A 15,558-nucleotide genomic window follows, 5' to 3' on the forward strand; every position below is an offset into this window, starting at 1 on the left:
AAAAATTCAAACAGCAAAGACCAACGGCGTATAATGCTATGCGAGAGACTTGCCCAAAATCGTCAAGCTATAGTGATTACCATCCATGACCGCGATGTTAGGCAGCTCTCCCCACTTTTTATAACCGTGTTTTTCAAACAAGCGGATACTGGGGAGATTATGAGAAAAAATAAAGCCAAGTAACGTTGTAATAAACAGGGTCGGCGCTTGCTGCTCTGCAAAATCCATGAGTTTACTACCTAACCCTTGGCCTTGTGCCGCTTTTGCAAGATAGATACTCACCTCAGCCGTACCATCGTAGGCAGGACGTCCATAAAAGCTGCTAAAGCTTATCCATGCAATCACCTCACCCGCCTGCTCTACCACATAAATTGGGCGATTTTGCGTATGTGCGGCGAACCAACTTTGCTTTTGTGCTACGCTTACGGGCTCCGTATCCGCAGTGACTTGGCGGCTCGGTATCGTTTCGTTGTAAATGGCAACAATGGCGCAAAGGTCATGCGGTTTAGCGAGTCTAATATTCATGAAAGCTGATCAAGGTAACGAATATTTTCGTATCATAAGAGATAACATAAATAAAAGGAAAGCACTGATGATAAAAAGTCTTTCGATTCTGAGCTTAGCGCTCGGTTTCCTAATCTCGAGTAACGCGTATGCAAAGACATCCAGCTGTGATGATTTTACCAATGTTGAGCTGCGAAAACTGCGCTCTGATGACTCACTTAATCTATGTGAATTTAAAGACAAACCGCTTCTCATCGTAAATACAGCCAGTAACTGTGGATTTACAGGTCAGTTTGAAGGGCTTGAGCAACTACATCAAAAATATCAAGATAAAGGCCTTGTTGTACTTGGTTTTCCCTCTGATGACTTTTTCCAAGAAGAAGACGACGAAAAGGAAACTGCAAAAGTATGCTTTATCAACTACGGTGTAACCTTCAATATGTTTGCGACATCGGAAGTTCGAGGCTCGGATGCCAACCCCATTTTCCAACATTTAAACGAAGTAACAAGCTCTCCAAATTGGAATTTTTACAAATACTTAGTGTCAGCTGATCGGAAAACAATTAAGCGCTTTAACAGCCGCACTAAACCTATGTCTGACGAACTCACTAGCGAAATTGAAAAACTCTTGCCTAGATAAGCTGATTTTTTAACGTACCTAGATTAGAATAAAGTATGAATAATAAATAATCATCGGAGAAATTATGGCAATCGCTAGTGCAAGACACATCCTAGTAGATAGTGAAGCGCAATGCATGGAGCTCAAAGAACGCATTGCAGCAGGGGAAGATTTCGCAGAAATCGCAAAGCAGTACTCCAATTGCCCGTCGGGCCAAGATGGTGGTGCGCTAGGTGAGTTCGGACCAGGCATGATGGTGCCTGAATTCGATAAAGTGGTTTTTTCAGCCCCAATCAATCAAGTACAAGGGCCAGTGCAAACGCAGTTTGGTTTTCACTTGCTTGAGGTAACCAGTCGTAGCGATTAATTCGCTTGCGAAAAGTTAATCACTTCGCCATCATTCCTTAATACCAACTCGCTACATTTACAGAATGAGCGAAAGTTACTTAGTTGAAGGAATGATGGCATGAAACTTATCGGTTCGAACACCAGTCCATACGCCCGTCGAATTAGAATGTGGGCCGCGGCTAAACAGCTCCCAATGAGCTACCAGCATATAGATATATTTTCTGAAGCAGGCCATGACGAACTTATTCGCCATAATCCTGCCCGTAAGATCCCATTTTTAATAGACGATGCACAACTTATTTGTGATTCCAACCTGATTGTTCGCTATCTCCGTGAAAAACATCAACTTCCATTTCCCAGTTGGGATCAAGAAAATTGGCTGATCCTTATCAATGCCTGTAATGATTCTTTGGTGGAACTGTTACTTAGCAAGCGCTCTGGTTTTGATATTGAACAAGATAAACTGTTTTTTAATCTACAGCGGGAACGAATTGGCCATACCCTGCACTATCTCAATGAAGAGTGTGTGACAGAAGAGTTTTTACACTGTGATTATCTCCAAATCAGTTTATACTGCCTTATTGATTGGGTTCTATTTAGAGAGCTCGTCGACCTGAGCGATTACACCAACCTGATGGCATTTCATGACCGTTGGCAAAGCCAAGCAATCGCCCAGCAAACTGATCCACGAAATTGAGAACACCTATGATGAATGAAGAAGAAATTGGCTCAGAAGTCAGTGAGTTTATTGAGCAAGTAAAAAATACTGAAAGCGTTTGGGCACTTAGCTCTGATGACGGCGGGATGGTTGTGGTTGACTCAAACCAGTTTGACGAGACTGATGTGTTATTGCTGTGGGATAGTGAAGAAAAAGCGCAAGCTCAATGTCGCGACGAGTGGAGTGAGTTTTCACCGATGAGTATTGATGTTGAAAGTTTTCTTGACGAATGGGTACTCGACCTAAAAGAAGATGATGCACTCGTTGGTCTAAACTGGAATGATGACAACGTTTGTGTTGAAATCGAGCCCGTTGGTCTTGCGAGACTACTTGTCGATATCGAATAAAAGCTCACCTAATCAAAGTGGCGCTCATCCTTTGTGAGTGCCGCTATTCCCCCGGCTTTGACACCAAAGCAATTAAAGTCCCTTCAATGGCTCTTACATAAGCTTGTGTTACTCTGCCTTTTTGGTTTGGTGGGCTTAATGGCTCAGCCCCAGCGGCGACCGCCTTATCATAGCATTCAGGGACATTTTCACAGCTGATGGTAATTTCAAAACCAAGTGCAGGCTGTTTAGGATGGCAACGAATATAGTCTTGCCTAAACTGTGATTGAGCTAACGGGTGGCTGGCAAAGGCGAGTTTCACTTCACCTGTGTCTAACTCACCATAATCCCCTTCATCTGTCATATCAAAAGTGCTCAAGCCAAATGCTTGATAGTAAAAATCCAGCACTTCCTCAACACTTTCTACATAAATCACCGTTTTGGCAAACACCTAAGCCTCACTATCAATAAAACCTAATGTAACTTAACCTGAGTTTTGGGTAAGAAATGAGCTAACTCTTTATTTTTCAAGCTTGTCTAAACCATATACTTGTCTAGCCAGAGAGTTTTAGGGATAACTCCGCTCTCGCGTCCTGCTACCGCCCTGGTACCTACATCCTGTAGGCAAGGCGGATTTACGCACCAATAGCTGGCTATTGGAAGTAAATCCAACAAAGTTAGCGCTGAAACTAACTGCTAGAAAGGCATTAATTATCCGAAGCTCAGGTTATATATAACTTAAGCACAAATGTTGGGCAAGGTAAAACAAAGCGAGAGAGTTCAGGGTTAAAGTTAAATAAAGTCGGATGTGGAAAAGGAGTTGGTTGGATAGGTAGGGAACTTATGTTTAGCTCGACACACTAGCCAGATAGTGTCGAGCTAAAATTCTCGCAATAAGCCTTACGACTTATTGCGGTTTTCTTTTGCGAATGCGCGAAGCTTACGCTTTTGCGATAGCGTCATTTTGTTTGAACGACCAGCATAAGGGTTATCCCCTTCGCGGAATTCAATCTTAATCGGCGTACCCATAACGTTAAGCGCTTTACGATAGTAGTTCATCAAATAGCGCTTATAGCTATCTGGCAGTTCGTGCACCATATTACCGTGGATAACGATACGGGGCGGGTTATAACCACCTGCGTGTGCATACTTAAGCTTCACACGGCGCCCACGAACCAGTGGTGGCTGGTGATCCGCCTGAGCCATATCCATAATACGACGTAACATTGCCGTGCTTACTCGCTTAGTCGCTGATTCATATGCTTCGTCAATCGACTCAAACAAGTGACCAACACCTGTACCATGTAATGCGCTGATAAAGTGCAGACGAGCAAAGTCAACAAAACCCAGTCGTCTGTCTAGCTCAGTTTTAATACGCTCTTTGACATAGTCATCAAGACCATCCCACTTGTTTACTGCAATAACCAACGAGCGACCCGCATTTAGTGCAAAACCAAGTAGACTCAAGTCTTGATCTGAGATCCCCTCGCGCGCGTCTACAACGAGCAATACCACGTTGGCATCTTCAATCGCTTGCAGGGTTTTGATAACCGAGAATTTCTCTACGACATCGCTGACTTTCTTACGCTTACGTACACCGGCGGTGTCGATTAACACGTACTCTTTATCATTACGCGTCATTGGAATGTAAATTGAGTCGCGCGTTGTGCCCGGCATATCGTAAACGATAACGCGGTCTTCACCTAAAATACGGTTAGTTAGTGTTGACTTACCTACATTTGGACGACCGATAATCGCGAGTTTAACAGGCTTGTCTTCAAAACCCGTTTTGCCGTCTTCGGCTTCTTCACCTTCAAGGTAAAGCTCTGCGATATCTTCATCGTCATGCTCAAGCTCTTCATCTTGAGCCGTAAGCTCAGCGATAACCGGTTGTAGCGTCAACTCTAATAATTGAGTAACACCACGACCATGCGCGGCGGCGATCTGTTGCACGTCACCGAGCGCTAGCTGGTAAAATTCAGCACAGTTCGAGTCAGCATCAATGCCATCCGTTTTATTAGCGACAACAAAGCAATTCTTCTGTTGTTTACGAAGGTGCTGCGCGATAGCTTGATCAGCAACCGTCATACCTGCGCGCGCATCCACCAAAAATAGCACAATATCCGCTTCTTCAATTGCAAGCAGCGACTGCTCGGCCATTTCAGTTTCAATGCCTTCTTCAGAGCCATCGATACCACCCGTGTCTACCACAATAAACTCGTAGCCTTCATAGTTTGCTTGGCCGTATTTACGGTCGCGAGTCAGACCCGGAAAGTCAGCAACTAACGCGTCACGAGTACGTGTTAAACGATTAAACAGTGTGGATTTACCCACATTAGGTCGCCCAACCAGAGCGATCACAGGAAGCATAGACTACCTCTTTTAAAAACAACAAAAGGCTTCGCAAAAGCGAAGCCCCATAAAATATCTAAAAATTCAGAAAGTTACTGCGGAATTTGAACTGCGCTAAGTTCACCATCACGCGTGTAAACAAATACTTTGCCATCAACCACTATCGGTTCGACAAAAAAGCCTGAACTATCAAACTCGGTACGCGATACCAACTCACCAGAACTCTTATCCAGCCAGTGTAAGTTACCTTCCTGATCGCCAACCACTACGTAGTTGCCAGCAACCGTTGGAGCGGTTAGATACCAACCGCGCAGAGCTGGTTGTGTCCAACGTTCAATACCTGAGTTTTTGTCTAGTGCGTACAGTACGCCATCGCTATCAACCAAATAAATTACGTCAAGATCGAGTGTGAGATCTCGGTAACTACTGTACTCACGATCCCACACTACATTACCGCTGCGCACATCAATGGCGACTAGTTTACCATTATAGGCGATAGAATACACATATGCGCCGCTTACAACGGGTTTAGTATCAACATCCACCAAACGCTCAAACTCAGAAGCCCCTTTTGCAATTGCAACATCTGAGCTCCATGCGGTAAAACCGTTTTCAGCGATAAGTGCTGTTAACTTACCACTTTCTTCGCCAACCAATACGCCACCATTCGCGCTGGTTGGTGAGCTTAAACCACGTAATGTCAGCGCGGGAACTTCTTGCTCATAGTGCCAACGCTCTTCACCTGTATCTGGGTGTAGCGCAACCAGCTTGCCTGAACCTAAGTTAACGTAAAGAAGACCATCGCCTGCAGCTGGCGCTGACAGCGCTTCACCTGGTACCGACTTACGCCAAACTATTTCGCCGGTTTCACGGTCAAGCGCAAAAACCTGTCCGTGCTCAGAGCCAACATATAGTTTGCCATAAGCTTGTGTGATCCCACCTGACAGCTTTGCACTGTCATTGTCTTCCCATGGCCAAAAGTTCTTATTCTCACGAACATCAACTCGCCACTTTTCTTTACCTGTTTCAGTATCAAACGCTGTCACTATACCTTCACGGGCAGCTGCAAAAACAGTGTTCTGATAGCTTACAGGAGATAAACGCGAAAAGTAGTGCTCAACCCCGTCTCCAATCCCCTCTTGCCATACAACAGTAGCGTCGAATTGATTGTTGATCTCAGGGAGTTTTAACTCTTCTTCATCATCACTAGAAGAACAACCTGCGGTGAGTGCTGCAACACATAAAGCCAATGAGGCCATCGTTAACTTCTTCATGGCAACTCCTTAAACCGTTGTCTTTTGTGCAAGATCATCCAGTTTAATTTGCAGCATAGGGTTGCTATTGCCTTCCGCCGCTTCTAATGCCGATTGATAAGCACTACGTGCTTTATCTTTATCGCCTTGAGCAAGGTAAATATCACCTTGGATCTCAGCAAGCTGCGCCTTAAACGCTTCAGGCATAGGCTTAGCTAGTGTTGCAAGTGCTTGTTCGTATTGAGACTGAGACGCTTGTACACGTGCAAGTCTTAATAAAGCCGTTGCTTTTAGCTCAGCGTTGGCTACATTATCAGCCGCCCAAGTTAGCTTCTGTGCAGCTAGCTTAAGATCGTCTTTGTCGATTGCCTCTTTAGCAGCAACGAAAGCCGCTAACACGGCGTAGTTAGAATCTGCATTTGCAGCAACAAAGGCGTCGCTTTTTGCTAGTACATCGTCACTTTCAACAACCTGAGTGAATGCTTCTGATGCTGCTTCTGCGCTATCGATCTGGCTTTGGTTATACGCTTTCCAGCCATACAGACCACCTAAACCAAGCACGGCACCGACTACTATCGTTGTACCATTTTCACGGAAAAATCGTTTTATTGCTTCTGCTTGTTGTTCTTCTGTTGAATAAATTTCCATTCTAACCTCTTAGCTTACCAGCTCTGCTAACAGCGTTTTTACTTCTGCAAGTGGTAAGGTGATTTGTTCTTTCTCTTCACGCAGATACTTCACTGTCACTTTGCCTTCAGCGAGTTCATCTTCGCCTAGCACGAGCGCAATAACAGCATCGCTTTTATCTGCACGTTTAAATTGTTTCTTAAAGTTGCCACCGCCACAATGAACCATCACGCGAAGGCCAGCAATATCATCTCGTAATTGCTGTGCAACGACTGGAGCTTGAATCGCCGCTTTGTCACCCATAGCAACGACATATACATCAGCATTACGACGAATATCACCCACACATTCCAGCGTTTGTAGCATCAACACTAAACGTTCGATACCCATAGCAAAACCAACGGCTGGCGTTGCTTTGCCGCCAAGTTGCTCAACCAAGCCATCGTAACGGCCGCCAGCACATACAGTACCCTGAGAACCTAAGCTTGTTGTCACCCACTCAAATACGGTGCGGTTGTAGTAATCTAGGCCACGTACCAGTTTTTCATTAACTTGGTATTCGACGCCAGCTGCTTCTAAACGTTCACACAAATTAGCAAAATGTTCGCGTGATTCTTCATCTAAGTGTTCAGAAAGCTTAGGTGCATCAACCAGTACAGCTTGCACCTCTGGGTTTTTGCTATCTAACACGCGCAGTGGATTGCTGTACATACGGCGCAGACTGTCTTCGTCAAGCGCTTCTTTGTGTTGCTCCAGATATGCAATCAGAGCATCGCGATATTCAGCACGCGCTTCATTTGACCCCAAAGAATTGAGCTCAAGCTTTACATGATCTTGAATACCAAACTGCTGCCATAAGCGCGCCGTCATTAGGATCACTTCAGCATCAATATCTGGTGTTGCCATACCAAAAGTTTCAACACCAAATTGATGGAATTGACGGTAACGGCCTTTTTGCGGTCTTTCGTGGCGGAACATCGGCCCCATGTACCAAAGGCGCTGTTCTTGGTTATATAGCAAACCATTTTGATTACCCGCTCGTACGCACACAGCAGTACCTTCCGGGCGTAGCGTTAAGCTATCGCCATTACGGTCATCAAAGGTATACATTTCTTTTTCGACGATATCGGTCACTTCACCGATAGAGCGCTTAAATAGATCGGTCGACTCAACGACTGGAAAGCGGATCTCTTGATAACCAAAAGCCGCTACTGTCTCTCTTAATACCGATTCTACTTTCTGCCAGACTTGCGTGTCACCTGGCAGACAATCATTCATTCCACGGATTGCCTGAAGTTGTTTAGTCACTGAAAACCCTAACTTAAATTTGTCACCAATCGATTTACTGCTGCTTGAACCTTTGGCTAAATACGCTCAAACAGCCTCATCGCATTGGTTTTATTTCTTTAATGCCATTTATCGTCGTGCAGTTTAGCACGCCGTGAGAAAGCGCGAAATTCGCTTATCTTAACGATTACACAGGTGTCAGTCGATGATTTTTACATCGATTTTTTCTTCACTTTCTTTTTTCTCTACATATTCTCGGATCTGAGACTCTAATTGAGCGACGATATCATCATTATCAATCCGTGTTTTTTGGCGCTCGCCATTGATATAAAGGCCTGAACGGCGATTTGCGCCAGCAAGACCTAAGTCACTGACAAGTGCTTCACCAGGGCCATTGACCACGCAGCCAATCACAGACACCGAAATTGGCGTGACGATATCTTCTAATCGCTCTTCCAGCTGATTCATTGTATTCACTACATCAAACTCTTGGCGAGAGCAACTTGGGCAAGCAATAAAATTAATGCCGCGCGAACGAATTCGCAGTGACTTTAGAATATCAAAACCCACTTTGATTTCTTGCACTGGATCAGCCGCAAGTGAAACACGTAATGTATCACCAATTCCTTCAGCAAGTAACATCCCTAGACCAACTGCCGATTTAACTGAACCGGCTCTAAAACCACCTGCTTCGGTGATCCCAAGGTGCAGAGGTTGGTCGATTTCTTTTGCCAATAAACGATAAGCGCCAACGGCTAAGAATACGTCGGAAGCTTTTACCGAGACTTTAAACTGATCAAAGTTATGGCGCTGGAGAATTTCGACATGTCGCATCGCAGACTCAAGTAAGGCTTCAGGTGTTGGTTCACCATACTTTTCTTGCAAATCGCGCTCTAGTGAGCCGCCATTCACGCCAATACGAATTGGAATGTTGTGCTCACCCGCCGCATCAATCACTGCACGAATACGGTCTTCACTACCAATATTCCCAGGATTTATCCGCAAACAATCGGCACCGTACTTAGCCACTTGTAATGCAATACGATAATCGAAGTGAATATCCGTGACGAGTGGAATATCCACTTGCTCTTTAATGCTTTTGAATGCTTCAGCTGCATCCATTGTCGGCACAGAAACACGGACAATATCCGCTCCGGCGTCTTGGATAGCTTTAATTTGTGCCACCGTCGCATCAACATCTAGAGTATTGGTGTTCGTCATAGACTGTACTGCTATCGGTGCGCCATCACCAATAGGCACATTACCGACATAGATCCTTGTTGATTTTCTACGCTTTATAGGTGGTTCTGAAAACATGCTGACTACTCTGTTAACGGTAAATTGAATTTAGCTAGACGGTTTTTAGTAAACGCAGGCAATGACACTGGTTTACCGTCAAGCGTGACCTCTACGGCCTGATGCTTGCCGAGTATAACAGAAAAAGGGGCCTTACCTTCAACTGTCATAGTATATCCCGCTTTTTTAACACCAAACGCGACACGCTCTTGTGTTGCGTCAAACATTTCAACCCAACTTTCTTCGTTGAAATGCATGACTACCGTGCTCAATGCAGAGTCTCGTTTTGTCGCTTGCGGTTTCGTTTCAACTGGCACTGAAACCTCCGCTTCACTCGCCTGTGGCTCGCTTTGCGGGGTTGTGTCATTGTTTTGCTCAGTAGGTAATGCTAACTCATCAACCTTTGGCGTTGTGGCATTTTCAACTGGCGTCTCAAGCTGAGTGACCGGCGTTTCAGGCACCACTTCTTGTTCTGAGCTACTGGTCTGCCAAAACCAAAATGCCGACGACCCCAGCACGATAGCCAGCACAATGTAGCTCACCATCATTAGGCGGTTATCGTGGGCTTCTTTATGAGTCCGGCGAGAAAAGCTTTGCATTCGCTTTTTCTGTGGCGGCAACTCCGGAGATTGATATCGAGCCAGTACTTCCGTCGGATTCAATCCCAGTAACGCGGCGTAATTTTTAATATAGCCACGCACAAAGGTTTCAGGCCCTAGGTCTTGATAGTCATCCTGCTCGAGCTTGGTAAGTTGGGCATGAGTCATCTTTAAGCGCGATTCAATTTCAGCAAAGCTGATCCCGGCATTTTGTCTTGCCGTTGCTAAAGTTTGCCCGAGTGAAGGCTGCTCTTGTTCAGGTGCTTCCTGCTCTTTCATTGTTTGGTTCATAAAACGTAATTTGTTGGGTCTACAATTAGTAATCCGTGGCCTGCTTGCAGCGCCACATCAGGAGTGAGTTTATTCCATCGCATAATTTCATCGATCAACACACCATATCGATCGGCAATACTGAGCAAAGTATCTCCCGCCGCAATTTCATGCACGACATTGGGATTGTTAAGATACACCTTTTGACCTGCGTACAATCTTGCAGATTCCCGCACTTGATTATATTCCATCAATTCAACCATTTTAATGTCGTATTTGACTGAAATACTAAATAGGTTTTCACCTGCAATAACAGTATGAAAAGGTACCTGAGGAGGCGCAATGTCACGATTTAATAACGGCACACTTGAACTACTTGATGACGTAGACGCTAACACTTGAGGCTCACGTGAGCGAGGACTAAATGTGACTTCCGATGGATCCGGTTGATAAAACTCAACCCGAGCTTCAGAGTCCGAGCTAACATTCACTAAAGACGTGCTTTTTGCCACTTCAGGTTTTGCCGAAGGCGCAAAATTATTGGCCTCAGCGGGTGAATCAACGGTGAATGACTGGGTTGAATTCGATTGCGTTTTCTTACGTTTAATTTTAATTTTTGGATTCGCAACAATATGACTAGGCGACGCCTCGGCAAGCTTATTTAACTGTGCTTCTCGGTAGCGATTGCGCAACCGTTCAAATTCACTTGCAGCGATATTATTCGTTAAGATCAGCCCTGCTTGAGCAGATTTTGGGTAACTTTGCACCAAAGTCGTGGCGATGTCTTGCGCCTTCTGTAAGTGGCCCATTTGCATATGCACTAAGTGCCCAAGCATTAAGCTTCTTGGTGAAATAAATCCACGCTTGGCAACGTTATCAAGCACATCTTCTGCTCTTAAGAAATCGCTGCGAGCATAGTACAGGCCCGCGAGCGCAAGCTGCGATGACATCTGCTGAGCGTTATGCTTAATCGCGCTTTGCAGATACTCTTCAGCTAGGGAATACTCATTTTGTTTCAGCGCACACAGCGCCAAGTTTTCATAGCTTGCCGATACCCGCAAATAACTCGGTACCTCTATCGCTTTGAAAAAATATTGGCTCGCCTTGTCATACTGACCAACTCGGCAAAGAAAAGTGCCATAGTTGTTTAGCGTGTCGGGGTTATCTGGCTCAATATCCAAAGCCGCCTGATAGGCATTATCAGCGCGATGTTGCTCACCCACCTGCTCGTAATAATACGCCAACGTATAATGGGCTTCGGCCAGTTTTGGCGCTAGCTGTAATGCCCGCTCTAAATTAAATTTGGCTGAGGTAGTGTTACCTGAATTGAGATATTGAAGTGCCAGTGCAATGCGAGTTCTTGCGGCATTGGTGTTATTGACTTGTTGTTCGGCCACAGGACGCCCGTCGGAGCGATAACTACTCTCCGTCACACAACCTGACAGAACTAAACTCGCGCCTGCGAGAATGGATGCAGCCAATCCTGTTTTGCGATAATTTCGCGATTGCATCACTCACCTTTGAATGCCACTGGGTTCTATGTGTGCCCTATATTACCCAAAAGGCTAAGAGATTCATCTATTTTTTACCAGATAGTCAGAACTTATCTGTGGTCAAGATGAAATGAGCTGGGTAAACCCAGCTCATGAATATTATTGTGCGCTCACATTGACAGCAATGGCATTATCGTCACGCTGTTTTTTCTTAGCTAAACGCTTGGTTCTGTCTACGACATCGCCCACTAACTGTCCACATGCAGCGTCAATGTCATCGCCACGAGTACGACGAACGATACAGGTCAGTCCTGCTGCTTGTAACACCTTAGAAAACCTATCGATGCGGCTGTTGCTAGAGCGGCCATATTCATTACCCGGGAACGGGTTAAATGGGATTAAGTTAATTTTTGACGGCGTGCCTTTGAGAACTTGCACCAACTCATGGGCATGATCTGTACTGTCATTAACATCTTGTAGCATCACGTACTCAATGGTGACGTCCTTATTTGCTTTAGAACCGTCGATATAGCGACGACATGCTGCTAAGAACTCTTCAATCGGATACTTTTTGTTGATTGGTACAAGCACATCACGTAGTGGATTGTTTGGCGCATGTAGTGAAATCGCCAGTGCCACATCAATCTTTTCTTTCAAAATATCAAGCGCAGGTACCACACCCGATGTACTTAGCGTAACGCGGCGCTTGGATAAACCAAATGCCCAATCGTCCATCATCAGTTCCATCGCTGGTACAACGTTATTTAGGTTTAGCAGAGGCTCACCCATCCCCATCATAACGATGTTAGTAATTGGGCGTTTAGTGCTATCGCCTTTATGCAGACCAATGTCGGTTGCCACGCGCCAAACCTGGCCAATGATCTCAGACACTTTTAAGTTACGATTAAAGCCTTGCTGTGCCGTTGAGCAGAAAGTACATTCCAAAGCACAACCAACCTGAGAAGATACACACAGTGTTGCTCGGTCTTTTTCTGGGATCCACACAGTTTCAACTTCTTGGCCGCCTTCAAGTAATAGTGCGTATTTTATAGTACCGTCAGAAGCCACTTGCTTTACTGAAATTTCAGGTGCTTTAATCTCACACTCAGCTTGCAACCGCGCACGCAACTTTTTGTTCAAATTGCTCATGTCATCAAAGTTGTCGATACCAAAATGATAAATCCATTTCATCACCTGATCCGCGCGAAACGGCTTTTCGCCATATGATGCAAACAACTCGCGCATCCCCTCGCGATTTAAATCAAGTAAGTTAATTTTTTTCTCAATAGTGGTCATGAACAACCTCGGTTAAAGACGGTAAGAACAGCTAAATTGCCAACAACACATTGTACAAAAAAGCAGCAAACATCACAAATAATGTAACGTGTTTTGTGAAGTAGTGTGATTACTTTACAAAGCACGCTTATCCCGCAACTTAGCTGCGGGACAAAAAAAGGGCTCGAAAGCCCTTCTTTGGCACCAAGTCTCGAATTAACGAGTACGTGGGCAGATTTCTTCTTCAGCGAAGAAGTAAGCGATTTCGCGAGCAGCAGACTCAGGCGCGTCAGAACCGTGTACTGCGTTCTCGTCGATGCTGTCTGCGTAGTCAGCACGTAGTGTACCAGCTAGCGCTTCAGCAGGGTTAGTAGCACCCATGATTTCGCGGTTTTTACGAACTGCGTCTTCACCTTCAAGCACCTGAACCATTACTGGACCAGAAGTCATGAAAGAAACTAGTGCACCAAAGAAAGGACGCTCTTTGTGCTCTGCGTAGAAACCTTCAGCTTTCTCTTGAGAAAGGTGAACCATTTTTGATGCAACGATTTTAAGACCAGCAGACTCAAAACGGTTGTAGATAGCACCGATGTGGTTTTTAGCTACAGCATCAGGCTTGATGATTGAAAAAGTGCGCTCTAAAGCCATCTTTTTTGCTCCAAAATATTATTGTGAATATTAACGGGCGCGAATTATACGTGTTTTGGTAGAAAAAACCTACTATCTCACGCCGCTTTCTTTGCGAAGAAACGAAAGTTTGGTGAATTATTTGTCGATTAAATACGCAGAATTGCCAGCAGAAGCCTTAACAGTAAGGCCACTTGCCCTTCCTTGCACAATGTCAAAAAACCTGATCTACATCAAAATTACTTACTTAGCTTTCTTCTATACTGCGCCGCTTTTTAGAATCAGCACGCGAAATCACTCAACAGCTGACCCGTAATTAGGGCCTGTTTATCTTTCAAGTTTGTTTTTGCAGCAGTTTGATTGGTATTTATACAAGGCAGAGCCTGCGTAGCATAGTTGTTCTATGTGAGTCAGGCGATAACACAGTAGAAATGCCAATCAATCGCTGCCCTTTGGGTTCACCTGAGTGCGCTTTGTTCATTGTTGCTCAACTTTTGCCTAGATTACTAGGCGGCAAGTCGAGCGTCGCGACCAAAACACACTCAGGAGAACAAAAATAAAACAGCAAAGGTCAACAGGCCCTAGTTCAATGTATGAGGTAAACCATGTTTGTACCAGAACTTCTCTCTCCTGCCGGCAGTTTAAAGAATATGCGTTACGCTTTTGCGTACGGTGCCGACGCTGTTTACGCCGGACAACCAAGATACAGTCTGCGCGTACGTAATAACGAATTTGACCTAAACAACCTCGAAATCGGTATTAATGAAGCCCACCAGCAAAACAAAAAGCTCTATGTCGTATCAAATATTGCGCCGCACAACGGCAAAGTGAAAACTTACTTACGTGATATTGAGCCTGTTATCGCGATGAAGCCAGACGCGCTTATCATGTCCGATCCCGGGCTAATTATGCTGGTGCGCGATAAGTGGCCAGACATGCCAATTCACCTATCCGTACAGGCAAATGCTGTTAACTATGCGACGGTGCAATTTTGGGCCAAACAAGGGGTTGAGCGCGTTATTCTTTCTCGCGAGTTGTCGCTACAAGAAATAGAAGAAATTCGTACATTGTGTCCAGACACTGAGCTTGAAGTGTTCGTTCACGGCGCCCTATGCATGGCTTATTCTGGTCGCTGTTTATTGTCGGGTTATATCAACAAGCGCGATCCAAACCAAGGTACTTGTACCAATGCCTGCCGCTGGAGCTACGATGTCAAACCTGGTCAAGAAAACGAAACCGGGGATGTTGTCCATAAGGTCGATCCAAAAGCAATTATTCCAACCTTAGGGGAGGGTCAACCAAGCGACGAAGTGTTTATGCTCGAAGAGCAAGGTCGACCTGGTGAATACATGCCAGCATTTGAGGATGAGCATGGTACTTACATCATGAATTCCAAAGATTTACGTGCTGTTCAGTATGTTGATCAACTGACTCGCATGGGCGTGCACAGCCTTAAGATCGAAGGCCGTACCAAGTCATTCTATTATGTTGCTCGCACCGCACAAGTCTATCGTAAAGCCATTGATGATGCTGTTGCGGGTAAACCATTTGACCCAAGCTTAATGAAAACCCTAGAAAACCTAGCCCACCGAGGATATACCGAGGGCTTCTTGAAACGTCATGTACATCAAGACTATCAAAATTACGACTACGGTCATTCGGTGTCTGACCAACAGCAGTTTGTTGGTGAAGTGCTAGGTCGCACTAATAATGGTCTCGTTGAAATTGAGGTTAAAAACAAGTTCTGTACTGGCCACAGCTTGGAATTAATGACGCCTAAGGGCAATATTCACTTTAATCTTGAACACATGGAAAATAAAAAAGGCGAAGCGATAGATGACGCCAAGGGCTCTGGTCATATCGTCAAAATTCCACTGCCAGAAGACATAGACTTAAGTCACGCCATTTTAATGCGCAATTTGGGCCAAAGTGAGGACACTCGTAATCCTTTTAAAAAGGCATAA

General features: G+C 45.0%; 16 protein-coding genes. 5 read left to right on the forward strand and 11 right to left on the reverse strand.

Going from position 1 to position 15,558, the window contains the following annotated elements:
- Positions 1–36: 36 nt before the first annotated feature.
- Entirely contained in the window at positions 37–525 is a 489-nt protein-coding gene (locus MHN30_RS04600; protein WP_130164786.1) for a GNAT family N-acetyltransferase, read from the reverse strand.
- Positions 526–592: 67 nt separating this feature from the next.
- Here MHN30_RS04600 and MHN30_RS04605 point away from each other — a divergent pair, with 67 nt between their 5' ends.
- From MHN30_RS04605 to MHN30_RS04620, 4 genes are all read left to right on the forward strand, one after another.
- Positions 593–1,144, forward strand: a complete 552-nt coding sequence (locus MHN30_RS04605) for a glutathione peroxidase (RefSeq protein ID WP_026000907.1) — start codon at positions 593–595, stop codon at positions 1,142–1,144.
- Between the two features lie 64 nt (positions 1,145–1,208).
- On the forward strand, positions 1,209–1,490 hold the full coding sequence (locus MHN30_RS04610; RefSeq protein WP_010377362.1) for a peptidylprolyl isomerase: 282 nt from the start codon (positions 1,209–1,211) through the stop codon (positions 1,488–1,490).
- A 99-nt stretch (positions 1,491–1,589) separates the two neighbouring features.
- Entirely contained in the window at positions 1,590–2,168 is a 579-nt protein-coding gene (locus MHN30_RS04615) for a glutathione S-transferase family protein (RefSeq protein ID WP_017217044.1), read from the forward strand.
- Positions 2,169–2,179: 11 nt separating this feature from the next.
- On the forward strand, positions 2,180–2,536 hold the full coding sequence (locus MHN30_RS04620; protein WP_010605663.1) for a DUF2750 domain-containing protein: 357 nt from the start codon (positions 2,180–2,182) through the stop codon (positions 2,534–2,536).
- Between the two features lie 43 nt (positions 2,537–2,579).
- On the opposite strand, the gene MHN30_RS04625 is transcribed toward MHN30_RS04620, so the two are convergent.
- From MHN30_RS04625 to ndk, 10 genes are all read right to left on the reverse strand, one after another.
- The gene (locus MHN30_RS04625; RefSeq protein ID WP_239358673.1) at positions 2,580–2,966 is read right to left on the reverse strand and encodes a VOC family protein; all 387 of its coding nucleotides are present in this window, start codon (positions 2,964–2,966) and stop codon (positions 2,580–2,582) included.
- 449 nt (positions 2,967–3,415) lie between these two features.
- On the reverse strand, positions 3,416–4,885 hold the full coding sequence (gene der, locus MHN30_RS04630) for a ribosome biogenesis GTPase Der (protein ID WP_039494393.1): 1,470 nt from the start codon (positions 4,883–4,885) through the stop codon (positions 3,416–3,418).
- Between the two features lie 74 nt (positions 4,886–4,959).
- Positions 4,960–6,141, reverse strand: a complete 1,182-nt coding sequence (bamB, locus tag MHN30_RS04635; RefSeq protein WP_010377353.1) for an outer membrane protein assembly factor BamB — start codon at positions 6,139–6,141, stop codon at positions 4,960–4,962.
- A 9-nt stretch (positions 6,142–6,150) separates the two neighbouring features.
- The gene (locus MHN30_RS04640) at positions 6,151–6,768 is read right to left on the reverse strand and encodes a tetratricopeptide repeat protein (RefSeq protein ID WP_130126834.1); all 618 of its coding nucleotides are present in this window, start codon (positions 6,766–6,768) and stop codon (positions 6,151–6,153) included.
- 9 nt (positions 6,769–6,777) lie between these two features.
- Positions 6,778–8,055 (reverse strand): histidine--tRNA ligase, encoded by a 1,278-nt coding sequence (gene hisS / locus MHN30_RS04645; RefSeq protein ID WP_239358675.1) that lies wholly within the window; start codon positions 8,053–8,055, stop codon positions 6,778–6,780.
- Between the two features lie 177 nt (positions 8,056–8,232).
- Positions 8,233–9,351, reverse strand: coding sequence for a flavodoxin-dependent (E)-4-hydroxy-3-methylbut-2-enyl-diphosphate synthase (gene ispG, locus MHN30_RS04650; RefSeq protein WP_017217050.1), 1,119 nt, complete (start codon positions 9,349–9,351; stop codon positions 8,233–8,235).
- A 5-nt stretch (positions 9,352–9,356) separates the two neighbouring features.
- Complete coding sequence (locus MHN30_RS04655) at positions 9,357–10,208, reverse strand: RodZ domain-containing protein (protein ID WP_239358677.1); 852 nt, start codon at positions 10,206–10,208, stop codon at positions 9,357–9,359.
- 8 nt (positions 10,209–10,216) lie between these two features.
- Positions 10,217–11,710: a type IV pilus biogenesis/stability protein PilW gene (gene pilW / locus MHN30_RS04660; RefSeq protein WP_239358679.1), complete on the reverse strand. Its 1,494-nt coding sequence runs from the start codon at positions 11,708–11,710 to the stop codon at positions 10,217–10,219.
- 141 nt (positions 11,711–11,851) lie between these two features.
- The gene (locus MHN30_RS04665; protein ID WP_039494386.1) at positions 11,852–12,988 is read right to left on the reverse strand and encodes a bifunctional tRNA (adenosine(37)-C2)-methyltransferase TrmG/ribosomal RNA large subunit methyltransferase RlmN; all 1,137 of its coding nucleotides are present in this window, start codon (positions 12,986–12,988) and stop codon (positions 11,852–11,854) included.
- Positions 12,989–13,183: 195 nt separating this feature from the next.
- On the reverse strand, positions 13,184–13,615 hold the full coding sequence (gene ndk, locus MHN30_RS04670) for a nucleoside-diphosphate kinase (protein WP_010377338.1): 432 nt from the start codon (positions 13,613–13,615) through the stop codon (positions 13,184–13,186).
- A gap of 584 nt (positions 13,616–14,199) precedes the next feature.
- On the opposite strand from ndk, the gene yegQ reads away from it, so the two are divergent.
- On the forward strand, positions 14,200–15,558 hold the full coding sequence (yegQ, locus tag MHN30_RS04675) for a tRNA 5-hydroxyuridine modification protein YegQ (RefSeq protein WP_045989481.1): 1,359 nt from the start codon (positions 14,200–14,202) through the stop codon (positions 15,556–15,558).

Source organism: Pseudoalteromonas sp. OF7H-1 (assembly GCF_022347825.1).
Lineage (GTDB): Bacteria > Pseudomonadota > Gammaproteobacteria > Enterobacterales > Alteromonadaceae > Pseudoalteromonas > Pseudoalteromonas maricaloris.